The sequence below is a fragment of the Paenibacillus sp. cl6col genome, from assembly GCF_900102125.1.
Classification (GTDB): Bacteria; Bacillota; Bacilli; order Paenibacillales; family Paenibacillaceae; genus Paenibacillus_B; species Paenibacillus_B suaedae.
In genome coordinates, this window is the sequence record NZ_FNAZ01000012.1 from 152,528 (window position 1) to 167,212 (window position 14,685).

General features: G+C 45.9%; 15 protein-coding genes and 1 pseudogene. 6 read left to right on the plus strand and 10 right to left on the minus strand.

The features are described from left to right. Positions 1 to 30 precede the first annotated feature (30 nt). Genes BLS15_RS25045 through BLS15_RS25055 form a run of 3 tightly spaced genes read left to right on the plus strand, consistent with a single transcriptional unit; the run spans position 31 to position 3,271 of the window. Positions 31 to 966 carry an ABC transporter ATP-binding protein gene (locus BLS15_RS25045; RefSeq protein ID WP_021257473.1) on the plus strand — a complete coding sequence of 312 codons (936 nt, stop codon included), beginning with the start codon at positions 31 to 33 and terminating at the stop codon, positions 964 to 966. Positions 967 to 993: 27 nt separating this feature from the next. Continuing rightward, positions 994 to 2,118, plus strand: a complete 1,125-nt coding sequence (locus BLS15_RS25050) for an ABC transporter permease (protein ID WP_021257474.1) — start codon at positions 994 to 996, stop codon at positions 2,116 to 2,118. 1 nt (position 2,119) lies between these two features. Beyond that, positions 2,120 to 3,271 carry an ABC transporter permease gene (locus BLS15_RS25055; protein WP_028533270.1) on the plus strand — a complete coding sequence of 384 codons (1,152 nt, stop codon included), beginning with the start codon at positions 2,120 to 2,122 and terminating at the stop codon, positions 3,269 to 3,271. A gap of 3 nt (positions 3,272 to 3,274) precedes the next feature. Here the strand turns inward: BLS15_RS25055 and BLS15_RS30095 are convergent, their stop codons facing one another. The 5 genes from BLS15_RS30095 to BLS15_RS25075 all read right to left on the minus strand — a co-directional run bounded on the left by BLS15_RS30095 (position 3,275) and on the right by BLS15_RS25075 (position 6,873). Next, complete coding sequence (locus BLS15_RS30095) at positions 3,275 to 3,418, minus strand: BBE domain-containing protein (RefSeq protein WP_139070685.1); 144 nt, start codon at positions 3,416 to 3,418, stop codon at positions 3,275 to 3,277. 15 nt (positions 3,419 to 3,433) lie between these two features. After that, positions 3,434 to 4,060, minus strand: a complete 627-nt coding sequence (locus BLS15_RS25060; RefSeq protein WP_028533269.1) for a type 1 glutamine amidotransferase family protein — start codon at positions 4,058 to 4,060, stop codon at positions 3,434 to 3,436. 110 nt (positions 4,061 to 4,170) lie between these two features. Beyond that, the gene (locus BLS15_RS25065) at positions 4,171 to 5,136 is read right to left on the minus strand and encodes a helix-turn-helix transcriptional regulator (protein WP_028533268.1); all 966 of its coding nucleotides are present in this window, start codon (positions 5,134 to 5,136) and stop codon (positions 4,171 to 4,173) included. Between the two features lie 36 nt (positions 5,137 to 5,172). After that, positions 5,173 to 5,880 carry a DNA alkylation repair protein gene (locus BLS15_RS25070; protein WP_021257478.1) on the minus strand — a complete coding sequence of 236 codons (708 nt, stop codon included), beginning with the start codon at positions 5,878 to 5,880 and terminating at the stop codon, positions 5,173 to 5,175. Between the two features lie 156 nt (positions 5,881 to 6,036). Then, complete coding sequence (locus tag BLS15_RS25075) at positions 6,037 to 6,873, minus strand: AraC family transcriptional regulator (RefSeq protein ID WP_021257479.1); 837 nt, start codon at positions 6,871 to 6,873, stop codon at positions 6,037 to 6,039. 131 nt (positions 6,874 to 7,004) lie between these two features. Here BLS15_RS25075 and BLS15_RS25080 point away from each other — a divergent pair, with 131 nt between their 5' ends. Together BLS15_RS25080 and BLS15_RS25085 are read left to right on the plus strand one after the other, a co-directional pair. Next, positions 7,005 to 7,982 carry a Gfo/Idh/MocA family protein gene (locus BLS15_RS25080; protein ID WP_021257480.1) on the plus strand — a complete coding sequence of 326 codons (978 nt, stop codon included), beginning with the start codon at positions 7,005 to 7,007 and terminating at the stop codon, positions 7,980 to 7,982. A gap of 18 nt (positions 7,983 to 8,000) precedes the next feature. Then, positions 8,001 to 8,783: a TIM barrel protein gene (locus tag BLS15_RS25085; protein ID WP_028533265.1), complete on the plus strand. Its 783-nt coding sequence runs from the start codon at positions 8,001 to 8,003 to the stop codon at positions 8,781 to 8,783. Positions 8,784 to 8,944: 161 nt separating this feature from the next. Here BLS15_RS25085 and BLS15_RS25090 read toward each other — a convergent pair whose 3' ends face one another. Further along, entirely contained in the window at positions 8,945 to 10,003 is a 1,059-nt protein-coding gene (locus BLS15_RS25090; protein ID WP_090514342.1) for an ATP synthase beta subunit C-terminal domain-containing protein, read from the minus strand. A 290-nt stretch (positions 10,004 to 10,293) separates the two neighbouring features. On the opposite strand from BLS15_RS25090, the pseudogene BLS15_RS25095 reads away from it, so the two are divergent. Next, a pseudogene (locus BLS15_RS25095) lies at positions 10,294 to 10,464 on the plus strand (agmatine deiminase family protein); the annotation flags it as partial. A gap of 82 nt (positions 10,465 to 10,546) precedes the next feature. On the opposite strand, the gene BLS15_RS25100 reads toward BLS15_RS25095, so the two are convergent. The 4 genes from BLS15_RS25100 to BLS15_RS25115 form a co-directional block, all read right to left on the minus strand. Then, complete coding sequence (locus BLS15_RS25100) at positions 10,547 to 10,861, minus strand: cupin domain-containing protein (RefSeq protein WP_028533263.1); 315 nt, start codon at positions 10,859 to 10,861, stop codon at positions 10,547 to 10,549. 39 nt (positions 10,862 to 10,900) lie between these two features. Then, positions 10,901 to 11,884, minus strand: coding sequence for an ABC transporter substrate-binding protein (locus BLS15_RS25105; protein ID WP_090514346.1), 984 nt, complete (start codon positions 11,882 to 11,884; stop codon positions 10,901 to 10,903). A gap of 86 nt (positions 11,885 to 11,970) precedes the next feature. After that, positions 11,971 to 12,798: a helix-turn-helix transcriptional regulator gene (locus tag BLS15_RS25110; RefSeq protein WP_021257484.1), complete on the minus strand. Its 828-nt coding sequence runs from the start codon at positions 12,796 to 12,798 to the stop codon at positions 11,971 to 11,973. 191 nt (positions 12,799 to 12,989) lie between these two features. After that, positions 12,990 to 14,546: a hypothetical protein gene (locus BLS15_RS25115; RefSeq protein ID WP_090514349.1), complete on the minus strand. Its 1,557-nt coding sequence runs from the start codon at positions 14,544 to 14,546 to the stop codon at positions 12,990 to 12,992. Between the last annotated feature and the right edge of the window lie 139 nt (positions 14,547 to 14,685).

The following is a 14,685-nucleotide window of genomic DNA, read 5'->3' on the forward strand; positions in this document are numbered from 1 at the left end:
AAAAGCACAACGAAACGGAGTGAATGATAGATGAACGTATTGGAAATCCGGGGGCTTACAAAGAAATTTGGCGATTTTATCGCTGTTGATAATATGTCGCTGTCCATTCGGGAAGGCGAGATTTTTGGTTTTCTCGGATCCAACGGAGCTGGCAAGAGCACAACGATCAATATGGTTTCGTCGCTGCTGCGTCCAACTGGTGGGGAAATCCGGATTCTGGAGAAGGACATCATGAAGCATAGCCGCTTTGCCAAAATGAACCTCGGCGTTGTCCCCCAGGATTTAGCGATTTATGAGGATATGACTGCGTATGAGAATGTAAGCTTTTTTGCAGGGCTGTACGGTTTACGGGGGACCGAGCTGAAGGAGCGGACAGAGGAAGCGCTGACGTTTGTCGGTCTCGGCGACAAGGCCAAAAGTTTCCCGAAAAATTTCTCCGGCGGGATGAAACGTCGCCTTAACATCGCCTGTGCCATTGCGCATAAACCAAAACTGATTATTATGGATGAACCGACCGTGGGGATCGATCCCCAATCGCGCAATTATATTTTAACCTCGGTGCGAAAGCTGAACGAATCCGGCTGCACCATTATTTACACAAGCCATTACATGGAGGAAGTCGAGGAGATTTGCTCCCGTATCGCTATTGTGGATCACGGAAAAATCATCGCTGAGGGAACCAATGAGCAGCTGAAATCGACGGTCACCGACGTCAAGGATATTCGCATTGAATTGAAATCGTCCCAAGGCGGGGAAAGCGAAGGTTTAAAGACCATTCCGGGGGTGCGTAATGTACTTCAGGATGAACAGGTAATTCGAATTCAGAGTGATGCCGCGGTGGATAACCTGAACCGGATATTGAAGCAGCTTATGGATAATGGCAAAGAAATCCGCGCGGTTGAAGAACAGGAGCCTAATTTAGAAACGGTATTCCTTACATTAACCGGGCGCAATTTACGGGATTAATAGATCGCGGAAAAGGAGGTTGCCACGGTGAATATATTATCGATTGCATTAAAAGAAATAAAGCAGGATCTCCGCGATCGGCGTACGCTGGTGTTCATGCTGGGTTTCCCGATCGTTCTCATGTTAATCCTGGGTATGGCGCTGAGCAATGCATTCAGTTCCGATGTCAAAATCGGAGATCTGAAGGTTTTGATAAAGGATTCAACCGGCGGCGGAGAGTTGTCTCAAGCGTTTAACGCTTTTACGAAGGAAGTAAGCAAAACGGGAGTGAGATTTGAGTCTCTTCAGCCTGGGATGGATGGACGGACGGAAGTTGAAAATAACCGTTATGTGGATTATGTCGAGTTGACTCCGCAAGGAATTTCCCTCTACGGCAGCAGTCGCGATACGATCGCAAGCAATATTGTGCAGGGGATGCTGGCGTCTTTTACGGATAAATATAATGCGGCTGTGGCGGTAGCCAAGATCGATCCGGACCAAACCGAGGCGGTGTTCGCAAGCAGCGGAACAGACTACATCAAAGAAATGTCCATAACGCCGAACCGAACGCCAAGCTCCGTCGATTATTATGCGCTCGCCATGACCGTGATGGTCGGTATGTGGGCGGCCATGTCGGCAGGCGGGCTGATCCAGAGCGAGATCAGTCGCGGCACAGGGAATCGACTTATTATAGCTCCGGTAAGTAAAAGCGAGATTTTTACGGGCAAGATTTTGGGCGGAATGATGACGAATGTATTGTGCGTGGCAGCGATGATCCTGTTCAGCAAATATGTGTTTAAAGCTTATTGGGGCAGCCATATGGGGATCGTTGCCATCGTTCTGCTGTCAGAGGTCATCATGGCGATGGGCCTTGGCCTTGCCTGCGGCTATATGATAAAAGGCAGGGCGGGCCGCAATGTCGTCAGCTTGATCGTTCAGCTCATGTCTTTTTTCGGAGGAGCCTATTTCCCCATCGGCAATGATTCTGGCAGCGGCTTGATGGGATTCCTCATCAATTTGTCACCCATCCGCTGGGCTAACCATGGTCTGACGCAAGTGATTTACGGAAATGACGTATCGGCAGCCTGGCCGGTTGTTTGCATAAACATCGGCTTCGCCGTATTGTTTCTAGGTGCATCAATTATCGTGATGAGACGCCGGGAGGGATTGTAAGATGTGGAGTGAGATCTGGTTTCTAGCTACCAAAACGCTGATTGCGACATTTCGCAAACGCAGTGCGCTGTTAATATACTTCGGTCTGCCGATTATCGGTATTTTGGGTTCCATACTGTTGTATGGCCAACAAGGGCAGACACAATTACGGGTTGGCGTGGTAAACGATGATCAGGGTCAACAGATTGCGGTGGATACGATCGGTTTTGTGCAGCGTCTCGATCATGTGCAAATCGTAAATGTCACGGCAAGCGAGCTCAAGGAACAGCTGGCTGCGAGCAAGTTGGACAGCGGCTTGATTATCGACTCGGGTTATTCGGAGAGCGTGCTGAACGGGAATCCGGGCCATATTTCCATCGAATCCGTGAAAGGGGCTCAAGTAACGGCGTACATGAAATCGATGCTGCACGGATATATCGATAATGTCGCGGCAATGGCGAAAATATCTGGAGGCGACCAAGCCAAATTCCGGCAGCTGTATGATGCTTACCATTCCTCGGACTTTAAGCTGACGTCCCAATCCGTAAATGATACATCTGTAACCAAAGCAATGTCGTTTCAATCCATCGGGTTTCTGCTCTTGTTTATGATGAACTCTGCGACCGGGCTATCGGAGCTGATTTTGAAATACCGGGAGAACCGAACCTATTACCGCATTCTTTCTTCTCCGATCAATGCGAGGACCTATGTGCTGGCGAATGTTTTGGTGAATATTATCGTCATGATCGCGCAAGTTATCGTCGCTTTGTTCTTCATGCGGGTCGTGTTTAACCTGGATTCAGGAATCTCAATGGGGGAATTGCTTCTCATTCTAACGCTTTTTGCGCTTGTATCCGTCAGTGTGTCGCTGGTGATCGTAGCTTTCTCCAAGAACTCGGCGATGGCCGGAGCACTTCAAAATCTGATTGTGACTCCAACCTGTCTGCTCGCGGGCTGCTTCTTCCCGAGAAGCATTATGCCTGAAATGCTGCGCCGCATCTCCGACTTCATGCCACAGAGTTGGGCGCTGCAGTCGATCGACAAACTACAGTCCGGAGAAGCGATGGGCAATATCTGGTTTCATCTGACGATTTTATTCGCCTTTGCGGTTGTTTTCTTCCTGATTGCAACGTACAAATTCGGACGTAACAATGATACGAGAAACTTCGTTTAGCTTTCATGGTTTGCAGTGAAATATATTGGGGCATAAAAATAGCAAAAGAGGTTGTACCTGGGTAAGCCAGCGTGCAGCCTCTTTGTCTTGGGCAAAACGAAACATATTATGCGGATCATACTTTCGTTTCACCCGAAGCCGATTTATTTCATGCTGATACCTTTATTGGATTGAGTTCATCAACTCAAAGAAATATTGGGGTTTATGGGTCTTATTTAGACTATACCAAGCATCTAATGTTGTTTCTGAAAACACATCTAATGCTCTCAAGATGTGTGCAGAAAATTCCAATGGTGCTACTCCAGATGCGGTAATCAATTTCCCATCCGTTACAACTGACTCCCTCCTGTAATGCTGTTCGCCTGCATAAGTGGGACAGACCATCTTCAGGTATTCCAGATCATTGCTTGTGTGCTCGCGAGAATTCAACAATCCTGTCTGGGCCAATCCTATCGTAGCACCGCAAATCGCGGCAACCAGTATACCTTCCTCTACACATCTCTGGGCAACTTGTAAGATCGGTTGGTGAATGGGTGCTGTCCATGTATCTCCACCAGGCAAAATCAATGCATCGGTACTTGCCATGCTGCACTCCTCCAGACAGATTTCAGGGAGTATCTTCAATCCACCCATCGTCGTCACAGGAGTCTTTTCATTCCCTACAGTAACTATTTTTGAGGGGGACATCCCCTTTTTATAAAATCTTCCCGAATTCAATTCGGCAGTTACATAACCGATCTCCCAGTCTGACATTGTGTCAAATACATACAGATATACCGTATTACTCATGTGTACGTTCTCCTTCTCTACCAAATATTCAACGGATTCCCATCATCTATCGGTAATCCATGATTGTCTTCATCATAAAATAACTTCACTGACAACTGCTGTCAGTGAAGTTATTTTCGTTGATAATATTCCATTAATTCCGATGCAACAGCAATAAGTTTATCCTTCAACAGCTGTGGCTCGATAACTTGAATCGATTTCCCATAGGATAAGAGAAGATGAGGAACATAAGTATCCATTGATTCTTCCTCAAGTACAAAGATTGCTTGATTTGCCGTCCTCTCTTGCAAATAGTGCCCCAAGAACCCGTGCAGACATAAGTCGTCCAATGCCTCTGCTCTGCCCTCGATAATTACAGAAAACGCTCTGTCATTGCCCACCAAATCAGGCAGCAAGTTTTGCTTAACAAACTCACGAGCTGAAAAGGCTTCGGGACGCTTAAATCGGATGGACGTACGCTTGATTTGTACAATCCGTTCTGCCCGGAAGATGCGGAGCTCATTCCTTAGGTGGCAAAATGCAACGGTATACCATTTATTATTCCAGTTCACTGTCCCATAGGGGTCTATGACCCTATGCTTGGGTTGCTCCTCCCGGACTGTGCGGTAATCGATTTCTAGAGAGCATTCCTGTTCTACAGCCTGCTCCAATTCCAGCAATACCGGCTGAATAGAAGGAGCTCCCCCTTCGTTGATTACTTCAAACCCTGCTAACTGACGATTAAGTGTGCGTTCCTGCTCCTGGTTCGAATACTTTTTCAACTTCGATGTCGCATTGTCTAATACTTCGCTCAGAGGATATCCCGCTTCTTTTGCAAAGATGGCAGCATGAAGGAGTGCCTTTTTCTCCTCCATATCAAATAGCAGAGGGGCTCTGATAAAATGATTGAGCAAGCTATATCCGCCATAATGACCTGAATCAGATACGATAGGCACTCCACTGGCACATAGTGCATCAATATATCGATAGACAGTCCTAATATTTATTTCTAACTTTTCGGATATTTGTTTGGCAGTCATTTTGGCGCCCGAATTCAGCAACCACAATATTGCCAGCATATTATCGTTTTTTGGCATCGCATAACCCTTCGTAATTCACTCAAGATTTAAGAACTAACACCGTACATATTTCCGTTTGAAGCCGATCTGCCCCTTCTCTACCGCCTTTTGAATATTCACGGATGCATTTAAGAACTTGCTCTTTCCAGAATCGCGATTGACCTCCACCGGGCCTACTTCCTTTGCGATCTCGACTGCCTTATCATGAAGCGGCTGATAGGATACGCCCACGGTGTAGATAAAATTATTCATCGCGTACTTCGCACGTTCAGGAGCATCATGAATCGTATTTTTCACAAGTTCCAGCATTTCCGCAATTTTGGCTTCAGAGAATTCACTGTCCGGGCGATTCCCAAGCATCCAGCAATAACAGCTCCAGCCTGCTGACATTTTAAGCTCTATATCGCTTGCAATCCATTTATCGGAGACTTCCTGCGCAATATCTGTCTCGGCCAGCGTTACGGCCACCACATAATCCGATAGCATATAGAAATAGGCTTGATCAATCCACCGCTCGAAGTCCGCCGCAGTCATTGCCTCAGGATCCGCGATTACCCCTGCAAAGTACATCGCATCATAATTTCCTGTAGCATAGAGCTCCTCCGCTAATGGCTGATTGCGTTTTATTTTCCGGTAGATAGGCTTCATCTGACCTGTAGCTACTCCAAAAAGTGGCTCGTGCGCGCCATTGGATAGGTATATTTTCTTGGTGCGTTCCTTGCCGAGAGCTTCAAGCTCTTGCATGACCGTCTCTAGATTCATGATTCATACTTCCTTTGCAATGGGTTGTCTTACGGAATAAGCTCTTATTCACTTCAATATATCATAAAGCAGCCTGAATCCAATGAAATCAGAAAGAGAACTATCTCATCCGTTATCACTGGGACTTGTACAGTATTCCCCATTATTTGGCTCCACCTATTCCCCATATTGCGCTCGAAACTGTAGCGGTGTCATGCCGGTCACTCGACGGAACGTATGGACGAAGTGACTATCGCTTTGGAAGCCCACAGATGCAGCAATCTCCTTCACAGTAGGGCATCTCCAAGAGAGGAGCATATCCTTCGATTTCTGAATGCGGAATTGCAGTAAATATTGATAGGGACTTATTCCCCAGCTCTTGCGGAATAGCGTATTCAAGTATTGTGGACTGACCTGCAGCGTATTCGCCATCCGTTCCAGCCCGAGATCAGGGCTCCCGTAAGCTTCTTCAATGAGCAAATAAATAGGAGCGAGCCTCTCATGACCTTCAGATAAGGAGGGTTCACTGCCAGCTTGTCCGAACTGCTTGATAAGCGTCAGGAAGGTATATACCTCTAGCGAACCGTTAACCCCGGCCAGATCGAAGCTATGATTGCATTTATGATCGTATTGCTGGTGGATTTCTGCAAGCGGCGAGTCGGAACCCCAGCTCAGCGGCTGCATGTGTTGTAGATCAAGTGACGCTGTGATGGGATTGGCGAGCGCCCCGTCGAAGGTCATAAACCATGTCGACCAGATGCTAGTTTCCGCACGATAACTGTGGCTTACGTTCGGCTTGAGCAAGATGCCCTGATTCGGATACAACTTCACCGTTGTGCCGTTCACCGAGAATTCACCGACTCCCTCTACCGTATGCAGCCAGTGGAAAGCGTGATAGCCGTGTTCCCGATAAATGGATCCCTGGTGCGTCATCAAGCCGACACTGCCCAGGTGAAGCGGCAGCCCCCGGTCACGCTCCGTTGTTATGAAATGCCTGCCATAGCTGATATCCATAACCGCTCCTCCAGTTTCATTTTTCGATATTGAAAGCGTTATATCTGATATTTTATTACGGATTGGGTTCGATTAGAATAACTTACAAAGTTGATATTTGTTATATCCTTGTAACGGGAGTGATCACGATTATGACGGTGAAGCTTGGATTTATCGGAACCGGGGGAATCGCCAATCATCATATCCGCAGCTTAGCTCAAATCGAAGGCGTATCCTTGACTGCATTCTACGATGTTGACCTTGGCCGTGCACAGAAAGCGGCTTCAGAGCACAATGATGCGAAAGCGTACGCGAAGCTGGACGACATGTTGGACGACAGTAAGCTCGATGGCGTCTACATTTGCGTTCCACCGCTGGCCCACGGGGATGCCGAACAGCAATTGATCGAACGATCAATCCCTTTTCTTGTAGAGAAGCCGATCGGCATCAACCGCGACACCCCCGCCGCCATCAGTCAGGCGATCAAGGACAAAAAGCTGATCACGTCCGTCGGGTATCACTGGCGATACAGCGAAACGGCACACTTAGCTAAGAAGCTGTTGGCTGAGAGGACTCCCGGCATGGCACTCGGATACTGGATGGGCGGAATGCCGATGGTGCCTTGGTGGAGAGTGATGACAGGATCAGGCGGACAGTTCGTCGAACAGACTACGCATATCGTCGACATGCTTCGCTTTTTGTGCGGCGAAGTGAACGAAGTATATGCCGCATACGCGCTTCAAGCCATGGGCAAGAAAGTCGAAGGAACCGATGTTCCCGATGTCGGGACGGTTACGATGAAGCTTGCGAACGGCATGGTTGCCACCATTTCCAACACCTGTATGATGCCCGTCAGCCACCACGTCGGACTCGATATCTACACGGACGAAGGTGTGCTTGAGGTGCGTGACACCTCATTGAAGGTGATCGAGACTGAGGGCGTTCAGACCCACTCCAATGGGATTGATCTCACAATCGCTGAAGATGAAGCGTTCATCCATGCGATCCGTACTGGCGATACCTCCCGCATTAAGTCCAATTATGAAGATGCCCTCCGAACTCACGAAATTACGATTGCAGCCACTGAATCTGCCGTCTCGGGAAAACCTGTATTGCTTGGTTCATACTAGTGATTGGAGGGATCGACTGTGAAGTTCTCATTGTGCATCGGCGCTTATAGCGGGAAAGATGTCATTTATCATTTGGAGAAAATTAAGGAGCATGGCCTGCACGGATTGGAGTATTATTCGTGGTGGAATCTTGATGATCTGAAACAAATCGCGAAGGAGCAAGAGCGCATCGGGGTTGGCATCAGCGCAACATGCACGAAGTTCTTCAATCTAGTTGATGAATCATTCAGAGACGATTATATCGCTGGGATACGCGATACGATTGAAGCGTGCAAGATTCTGAATGTCACTTCAATTATTTCTCAGACAGGCAACGAGCTGGAAGGCGTGCCTCGCGAGATTCAGCGATCCGCAATGGTGGAGACGCTCAAACGCTGCGCGCCACTGCTCGAAGAAGCCGGAATCGTCTTGGAGGTGGAACCGCTCAACGGACTTGTGGACCATTACGGACATTTCCTTCAGCGTTCGGATGAATCGGTGGAAGTGATTGATCGGGTAGACAGCCCGAACGTCAAGCTCGTCTTCGACGTCTATCATCAGCAGGTCACGGAAGGCAATGTCATTCGCAACGCCACCCATTATATCGACCGAATCAATCATTTCCACATTGCAGACAATCCAGGCCGCAATCAGCCAGGCACGGGCGAGCTAAATTACGTAAATATTTTGCGTGCAATTAAAGAAACCGGCTTCTCCGGATTTGTCGGACTGGAAGGCGGCTATACGATCGACACCGATGATGCGATTGGGCAATTTAAGCGGGATATTGTTACGCCAGTGTTCGGAAGCTTGCAGTCATAAGCATATCGGAATCGGCACGAACCTTCCCCACACTTTAATTTTCGACGTCATTTATGGTACAGCTCTCCGCGCTGTCTGAAACGGCAAGTTTTTTCACTTCAAAATGAGAGCAAAGTGGGCCAGTCAAAAATGACTGGCCCACTGTCCTACCCTAATCAAGATTACTGCCTAACCTCCAAACGACCTCTAAAAAATAACTCCGATGTTCCAACCTGATCCAATTCACCATCTAATATCCGTTTAACATCTTCCAATGTTTCATAAAGAGTCAACCATTCACCTGTCTTCTTAGTGAACGGTTCGGAGACAAAAAAGGGTTGTGCAAGAAAAGATTCAAGCCTCTCCCCCCGATTGTAAAGTTGCAGATCTAATTCAGAAATTTTGTCAAACCCTTGTGTTGTCACAAGTGATCTCAATTCTCGGTAACGGCGAAGTAGTTTTCGAGCACGTTGTTGAGTCGAAAGGTGAACAGCGTCTAAATGTGCTCCTTCCAGGACTGTAGATGTTGACGCAATGGGATCAATCGGTGGGTAAATGTTGCGGCTAATTAATTCTGCGTCAAATTTCCAGAGTGTGTCCAAAGGACCGTACGCACCTTCATCGTCGACAACCTCACATTTTGTGTCGACAAGAGCAATTGTAATTGGTCTAGCCCCAACCTCTTTAAGACTCTCTCGCAAAGACAACAACTCACCGGATAATACCTTGCTCCGATCAACCCCGAGGAGAATATCCTTTTCTTCACGAAGATTCACAATGCGTTGATATACTTCATCTTTTGTTGTGTGATTAAATTCGGATTGTGCTTGCACATGGTTGATGCCAGGAGTATCAGAGCCCGGGTCCCAAAAGACAGTTGCAAATCCCCGTCTCTTCATTCGAAGCATAAATTCCGCTAATAACACCAACTGACCCATGTTTGGTTTTGCCACAAAGCCAACCGTTCCTCCACGCGCGACCGGAGCAAGTAAATCCAAGGCTTTGATCCCCGTCTCAATCATTCGCACTCCACTCCCCCTGATAATGAGTTCATCAAGACTACATCCTGCTAAAGAAGCAAGGGCTACCAAAGTTCTAACTTCAGCTCGACCAACTGGTATTTTCCCCGTACAAAGATTGGAAACAGTCGCAGCTCTAAGCCCAGCTTCCCGTGCCGCAGAAGTAAGATTGGGAACTCGACGTCGCAACAGCGGAACGTTAAGCTGTAACTCTCCATCCATATTTTAACACCCCCTTACTCTGTATAGTAAATTAAATTACTCTATAAAGCAATAGCGTGTAACTTGAAAATGTGAAAAAAATTTTCCCACCCGCAGACTCAAATTGAACAATGAGCTTTTCAGATATTTATTATTTTTTTGAAATCTAAGACAGCCTTTTCTAGGGGGTGTGCATTTTGAGATTAATTAAGATTCAGCAGGACATTGACACGCTGCACCGCGCGGAAGAACTGCCTACTGCGCTCCTCGTCCAAGTAGAGAACTACTTCAACCAGGTTATATGACTATGGAGCATCGTATTAGTACCAAATTATCATGATCCGAATGACAAAATCGCAAACGCTGCAATTCAGAAACTATACCCTGACCGTAAAGTTATTGGAATTGACGTGAGAGAACTTTATAAAGATGGTGGAATGATCCATTGTGTGACACAACAACAACCCGCTGATGTAAAATAATTGAGCTTGTCTGTAACGACAAGTTTTAGGGCCAACCTTAGCGGATGGCCCTTTACTCTGTTTATTTCTTGTGACTCAAAACTTATCCAGCCGCCTTAGGTTCTATCAACATGATATGGCATTCCTTTTCGGTGAAAGGCTTATGCTCGGCTCCCCCCGGGACAATAAACATCTCACCCTTAGAGATTTTCACCTGGCCATCACGAAAAGCAATGAACATTTCCCCTTCGAGCACCATAAATACCTTATCGGCACCTTGATGCTCGTGCCATATAAAATCCCCATCAATCTTAACGAGCTTGAATTGATGGTCATTTATTTCACCAACGAGTTTAGGAGACCAGAGATCGTTGAGTGTGGATAGCTGCTCCTTCAGATTAATAGCTTGGTAATGCATATGAATCCCTCCTTGATTTCAATGATATGCTCTCGACTTTTAGAGTTTATGTAAGGCAGTTGTTATATTTCGCAAAGCGTATTCGATAGCTAATGGGCCACCAGTAATAGCGGAACTATCCATTAAATAGACATTGCCCTTCTCTACGGCATTCAGTTTATTCCATACATTACTTTGTTTTAAGTCATTCATTAATGTTTCCTTTTTTGTAATGTCACCTATAAGGAAGATATGGTCTGCTTGAACCGTTGAAATTCCTTCAAATGTATTAAATTTATTAATAGAACCTTTAAATGAATCATCTGGTGTAAGTCCCAGTCCCTTTTCTTTATCGAACGCAAGTGTATAGACAGGATTCCCTTCACCTAGAACATTGAAAGTTTTTCCATCCCAAGACAATATAAATGCTACTGACTCTCCTTGAATCGACTTTAATGCTTCGCGCCCCGTTGTGATTTTTTTCATCATTTTATCAATAACGTTTTCCGCTTCATCTTCTTTACCAATAATCTCGGCCACTGTACGGAGTCCATATTGCCAATTTTCATAAATGTCCTTGTATTTAAGCAAAATAACTGGCGCAACTTTTTCTAGTGAATCATAAATTTGTTCATGTTGTTCGGTTGCTAAAATATAATCAGGCTCAAGAGCTAAAATTTTCTCAATACTAGGAGACACCTTATCCCCTAACTCCTCTGCTGCATCGAGCTTCCCTTGTAAATAAGTTAAAGTCGATAGATACTCTTTCTCCGTAGTAGCAACAGGCGGCTCACCTAATGCAACTAATATTTCAGGGTAAAAGTACCACAACGAGGCTATTTTTTCTGGTTTTTTCTCGATAACAATTTCTTTGCCTAAGGCATCTTTAAATGTTCTCGGCCAATCCTTTGCAGCTGACTCAACAGCTGTTGTAGATGCACCTTCTGCAGTCGCTCCTTTATTTTCAGCAGGTGTTGCATTACAAGCCGCAAGTATGACTACTACTAATAGCATGGAGAGTAATAGTCCTATCCTCTTTTGCATACGTAAAGCCTCCAACATTATGTAATCTTTCGTTTGCCATTAGTATAGTAAAGTCAGTTGTAGATTAGAATGGATGCCTGTTGAAATTAGCATAGATTATTGATGAACTTCGCTCGATATTCAGTAGGAGAAACACCAAATTGCTTCTTGAACACTCGACTAAAATAAAAGGGATCAGCAATCCCAACCGTTTGCGCAATTTGTTGTATAGGCACATCACTTGTAAATAGCATTTCTTGCGCCATGTTTATCCGATATTTTAATATATATTCTGCCGGCCCCATACCTGCATGTCTTCTAAATACGTAAGAAAGTCGATTTCGATTAACATTACTAAGCTCTGCAAGTGATTCTATGGTAAGACTTTGATCATAGTATTCATGAATATAATTCGATACTCGTTCGAATAAGGTTTGTGATTCACAGCTATTCTGCCTATTAGCCACACATAATAAAGCTTCATTCAGTACATCGCGAAACAGCATTTCGGTCTGAAACATCGGAATGCCTCCGCGCTGATTATACACATGCCACAGGCGCATAATTAATTCGATAAGACGAGGGGATTGTCCCGTTGATAATTCAAAATGCTGATGGGAAAAGCTTGACTCTTCTAGTTCTGAGTGACATATCCGGTATTGAACAAGGATATACTCCCAGTTGGTGTTGCCAAACAACTTTTGAGCTAGTTTCATGTTGGCACCCCCATGCACAACTTTCCCTGGCGACAGGATATAAGGCGTGTCATTAAAATGAAACTGCACCTTCCCGGTAAGTGGAAACACGAATCCAGGAAAAGAATCTGTATAGTCAGCGTGAGGCACACCTGGATTTTTAGCATATCGATATACGCCTTCTACTTGAAAAGGAGTGTGAGCAAGATGCTCTGCTAACTGATTAACGTCGATTTTCACATTGCATCCCTCATTTCAAATAGTAGTTTTTTCAGTAAATAGGGGGGTATCATTTCTATCTCCACATTATTGATAACGATTATCATTGTCAACATTTTTAGGTGATAAAAATGCCGCTACCCGGCAAATGTTCAAACAGCCGGGTAACGGCATCCAATTGTGATGCTCTCACAAACAGGGGGGCGTGAGAATTAAAAATCGCGGAGCTGGTCGGTATATTCCCACAGCGCATGTTCATCAATTTCGAGCTGATTCGCCCGCAATTCCTCAACAATTCCGGATACAAGTGGAGTCACAGCATCAAAAATCTCCTCCCGTTCCTCGGTATAAATAAACACCTTGCGCTTGTCGAGTTTGTTAAAACCTTCAATATAGGTAGAAAAGATGTGTTCGAGTTGCAACTGCACGTCCTGGGATGACATATCACCTGTTTGTGCCTGAGCTGCAAGATCCCGTAGTTGCCCGCGTATTTGTTTGTAAAGCGAGGCAGCCTTTTTCGCTTGCGCAGGTGTAATTCCTTCCCGACCGTCCCACGCCCGAAATGGATTATCGAGATTGTCGACGAGCCATTCCGGCTTACGCGGTTGGCGAATGTACAAATCCAGACCTTGCTTGGCTGCTTGCTTGTAAGCTTGCTTGATCGTCTTAGCAGCATCATCCGGTAAGCTGGTCATCCATAACGTATGCAGCTGCGGCAACTGATCCGGGCGTGGGAATTGATCTCCTGAAAAGCCAAACATGTCTATCGTCGTGAACATTTGAAGCTGTTCGAGCTTGTACAACTGCTCAATCCCACGGATATAGCCTGGGTTGCCGCCCACACGTAGGCTCTGTAGCGAAGGAAACCTATCGATGACGTCTCCTAAATCGATGTCATCGACAGCATACAGAACCAGATCAGACAAATGCGCTAGTCCCGATAAGCAACGATAGGACTTCACCGCCTCGCCATTCAATTGAAGCATGATGCCGTGCCCTTCCTGCTCGTGCTTGATATGGACATCATGCTGCAAACTTCCCTCAAGTATGATCTGGTTCATGTCGTTAGGCAAAAGCAGCTCATGTATTATGGGTGGCTTTATTGTAATATCAGTGATGAGCGTGTGCTGCAAATCGATCCTTTCTACTTCTGCCTCGAGATTTATTTCCAGCTTATAAATAAAATCATGCGTCCTTACATAGTCCTCCAGTGCAGAACTCCAATCGAAAACCTTCAAGGATGTCAGACAAGGCAGACGATCCAATTCTGTGTAGTCAGTTAGATCCGGAACCTCATCCAGAGAAATGGATCGAAGACCCCATGGCACCTTGACTCCAGCAATTTCTACCTGCTGGCTTCCGTCCGCCTTACTGGCCGCTTTGAAATTATGCCGTTTGTTCTCTGGAATGCGTTCCCACTGCAGTTGACGATACTGCCTGTTCTCGCGATCCCAGTCTCCGTAACTTCTCGGCTGCTCCTGCACAAGGACTTCGAAATTCCCAATATAGGTATAGTTCGGAGGAATCGGACCTTCACTAATGAGATGATCCAGCTCATTCCAGAAATAATAGTTTAATTCAAATGGCTTTACCTGTTTCAACTGATCAATGGAAGGAAGCTCCACTCCGGTCCAATGCAGCATCAATGCGGCATAACTGTCTTCCTCATCTGGTTGATTTGCTGGAACAATATGCGTAATCTGGCATGCAACATAAGCGTTCAATAATGAATTCCAGAATCCGAATACGTCCCCTGGTTGTATCGTCATGTATTGCTCCTTTCCGTGTTCATGCGATCAAGGGCAAGTTCAATCCAAAGTAGTGCAGAGTCCCCGTCCCTCTCCATTTCTCATAACAAATCATTGTAATAGTCCTCAGCCTTCAACATCATTATACAATGGAAATGGG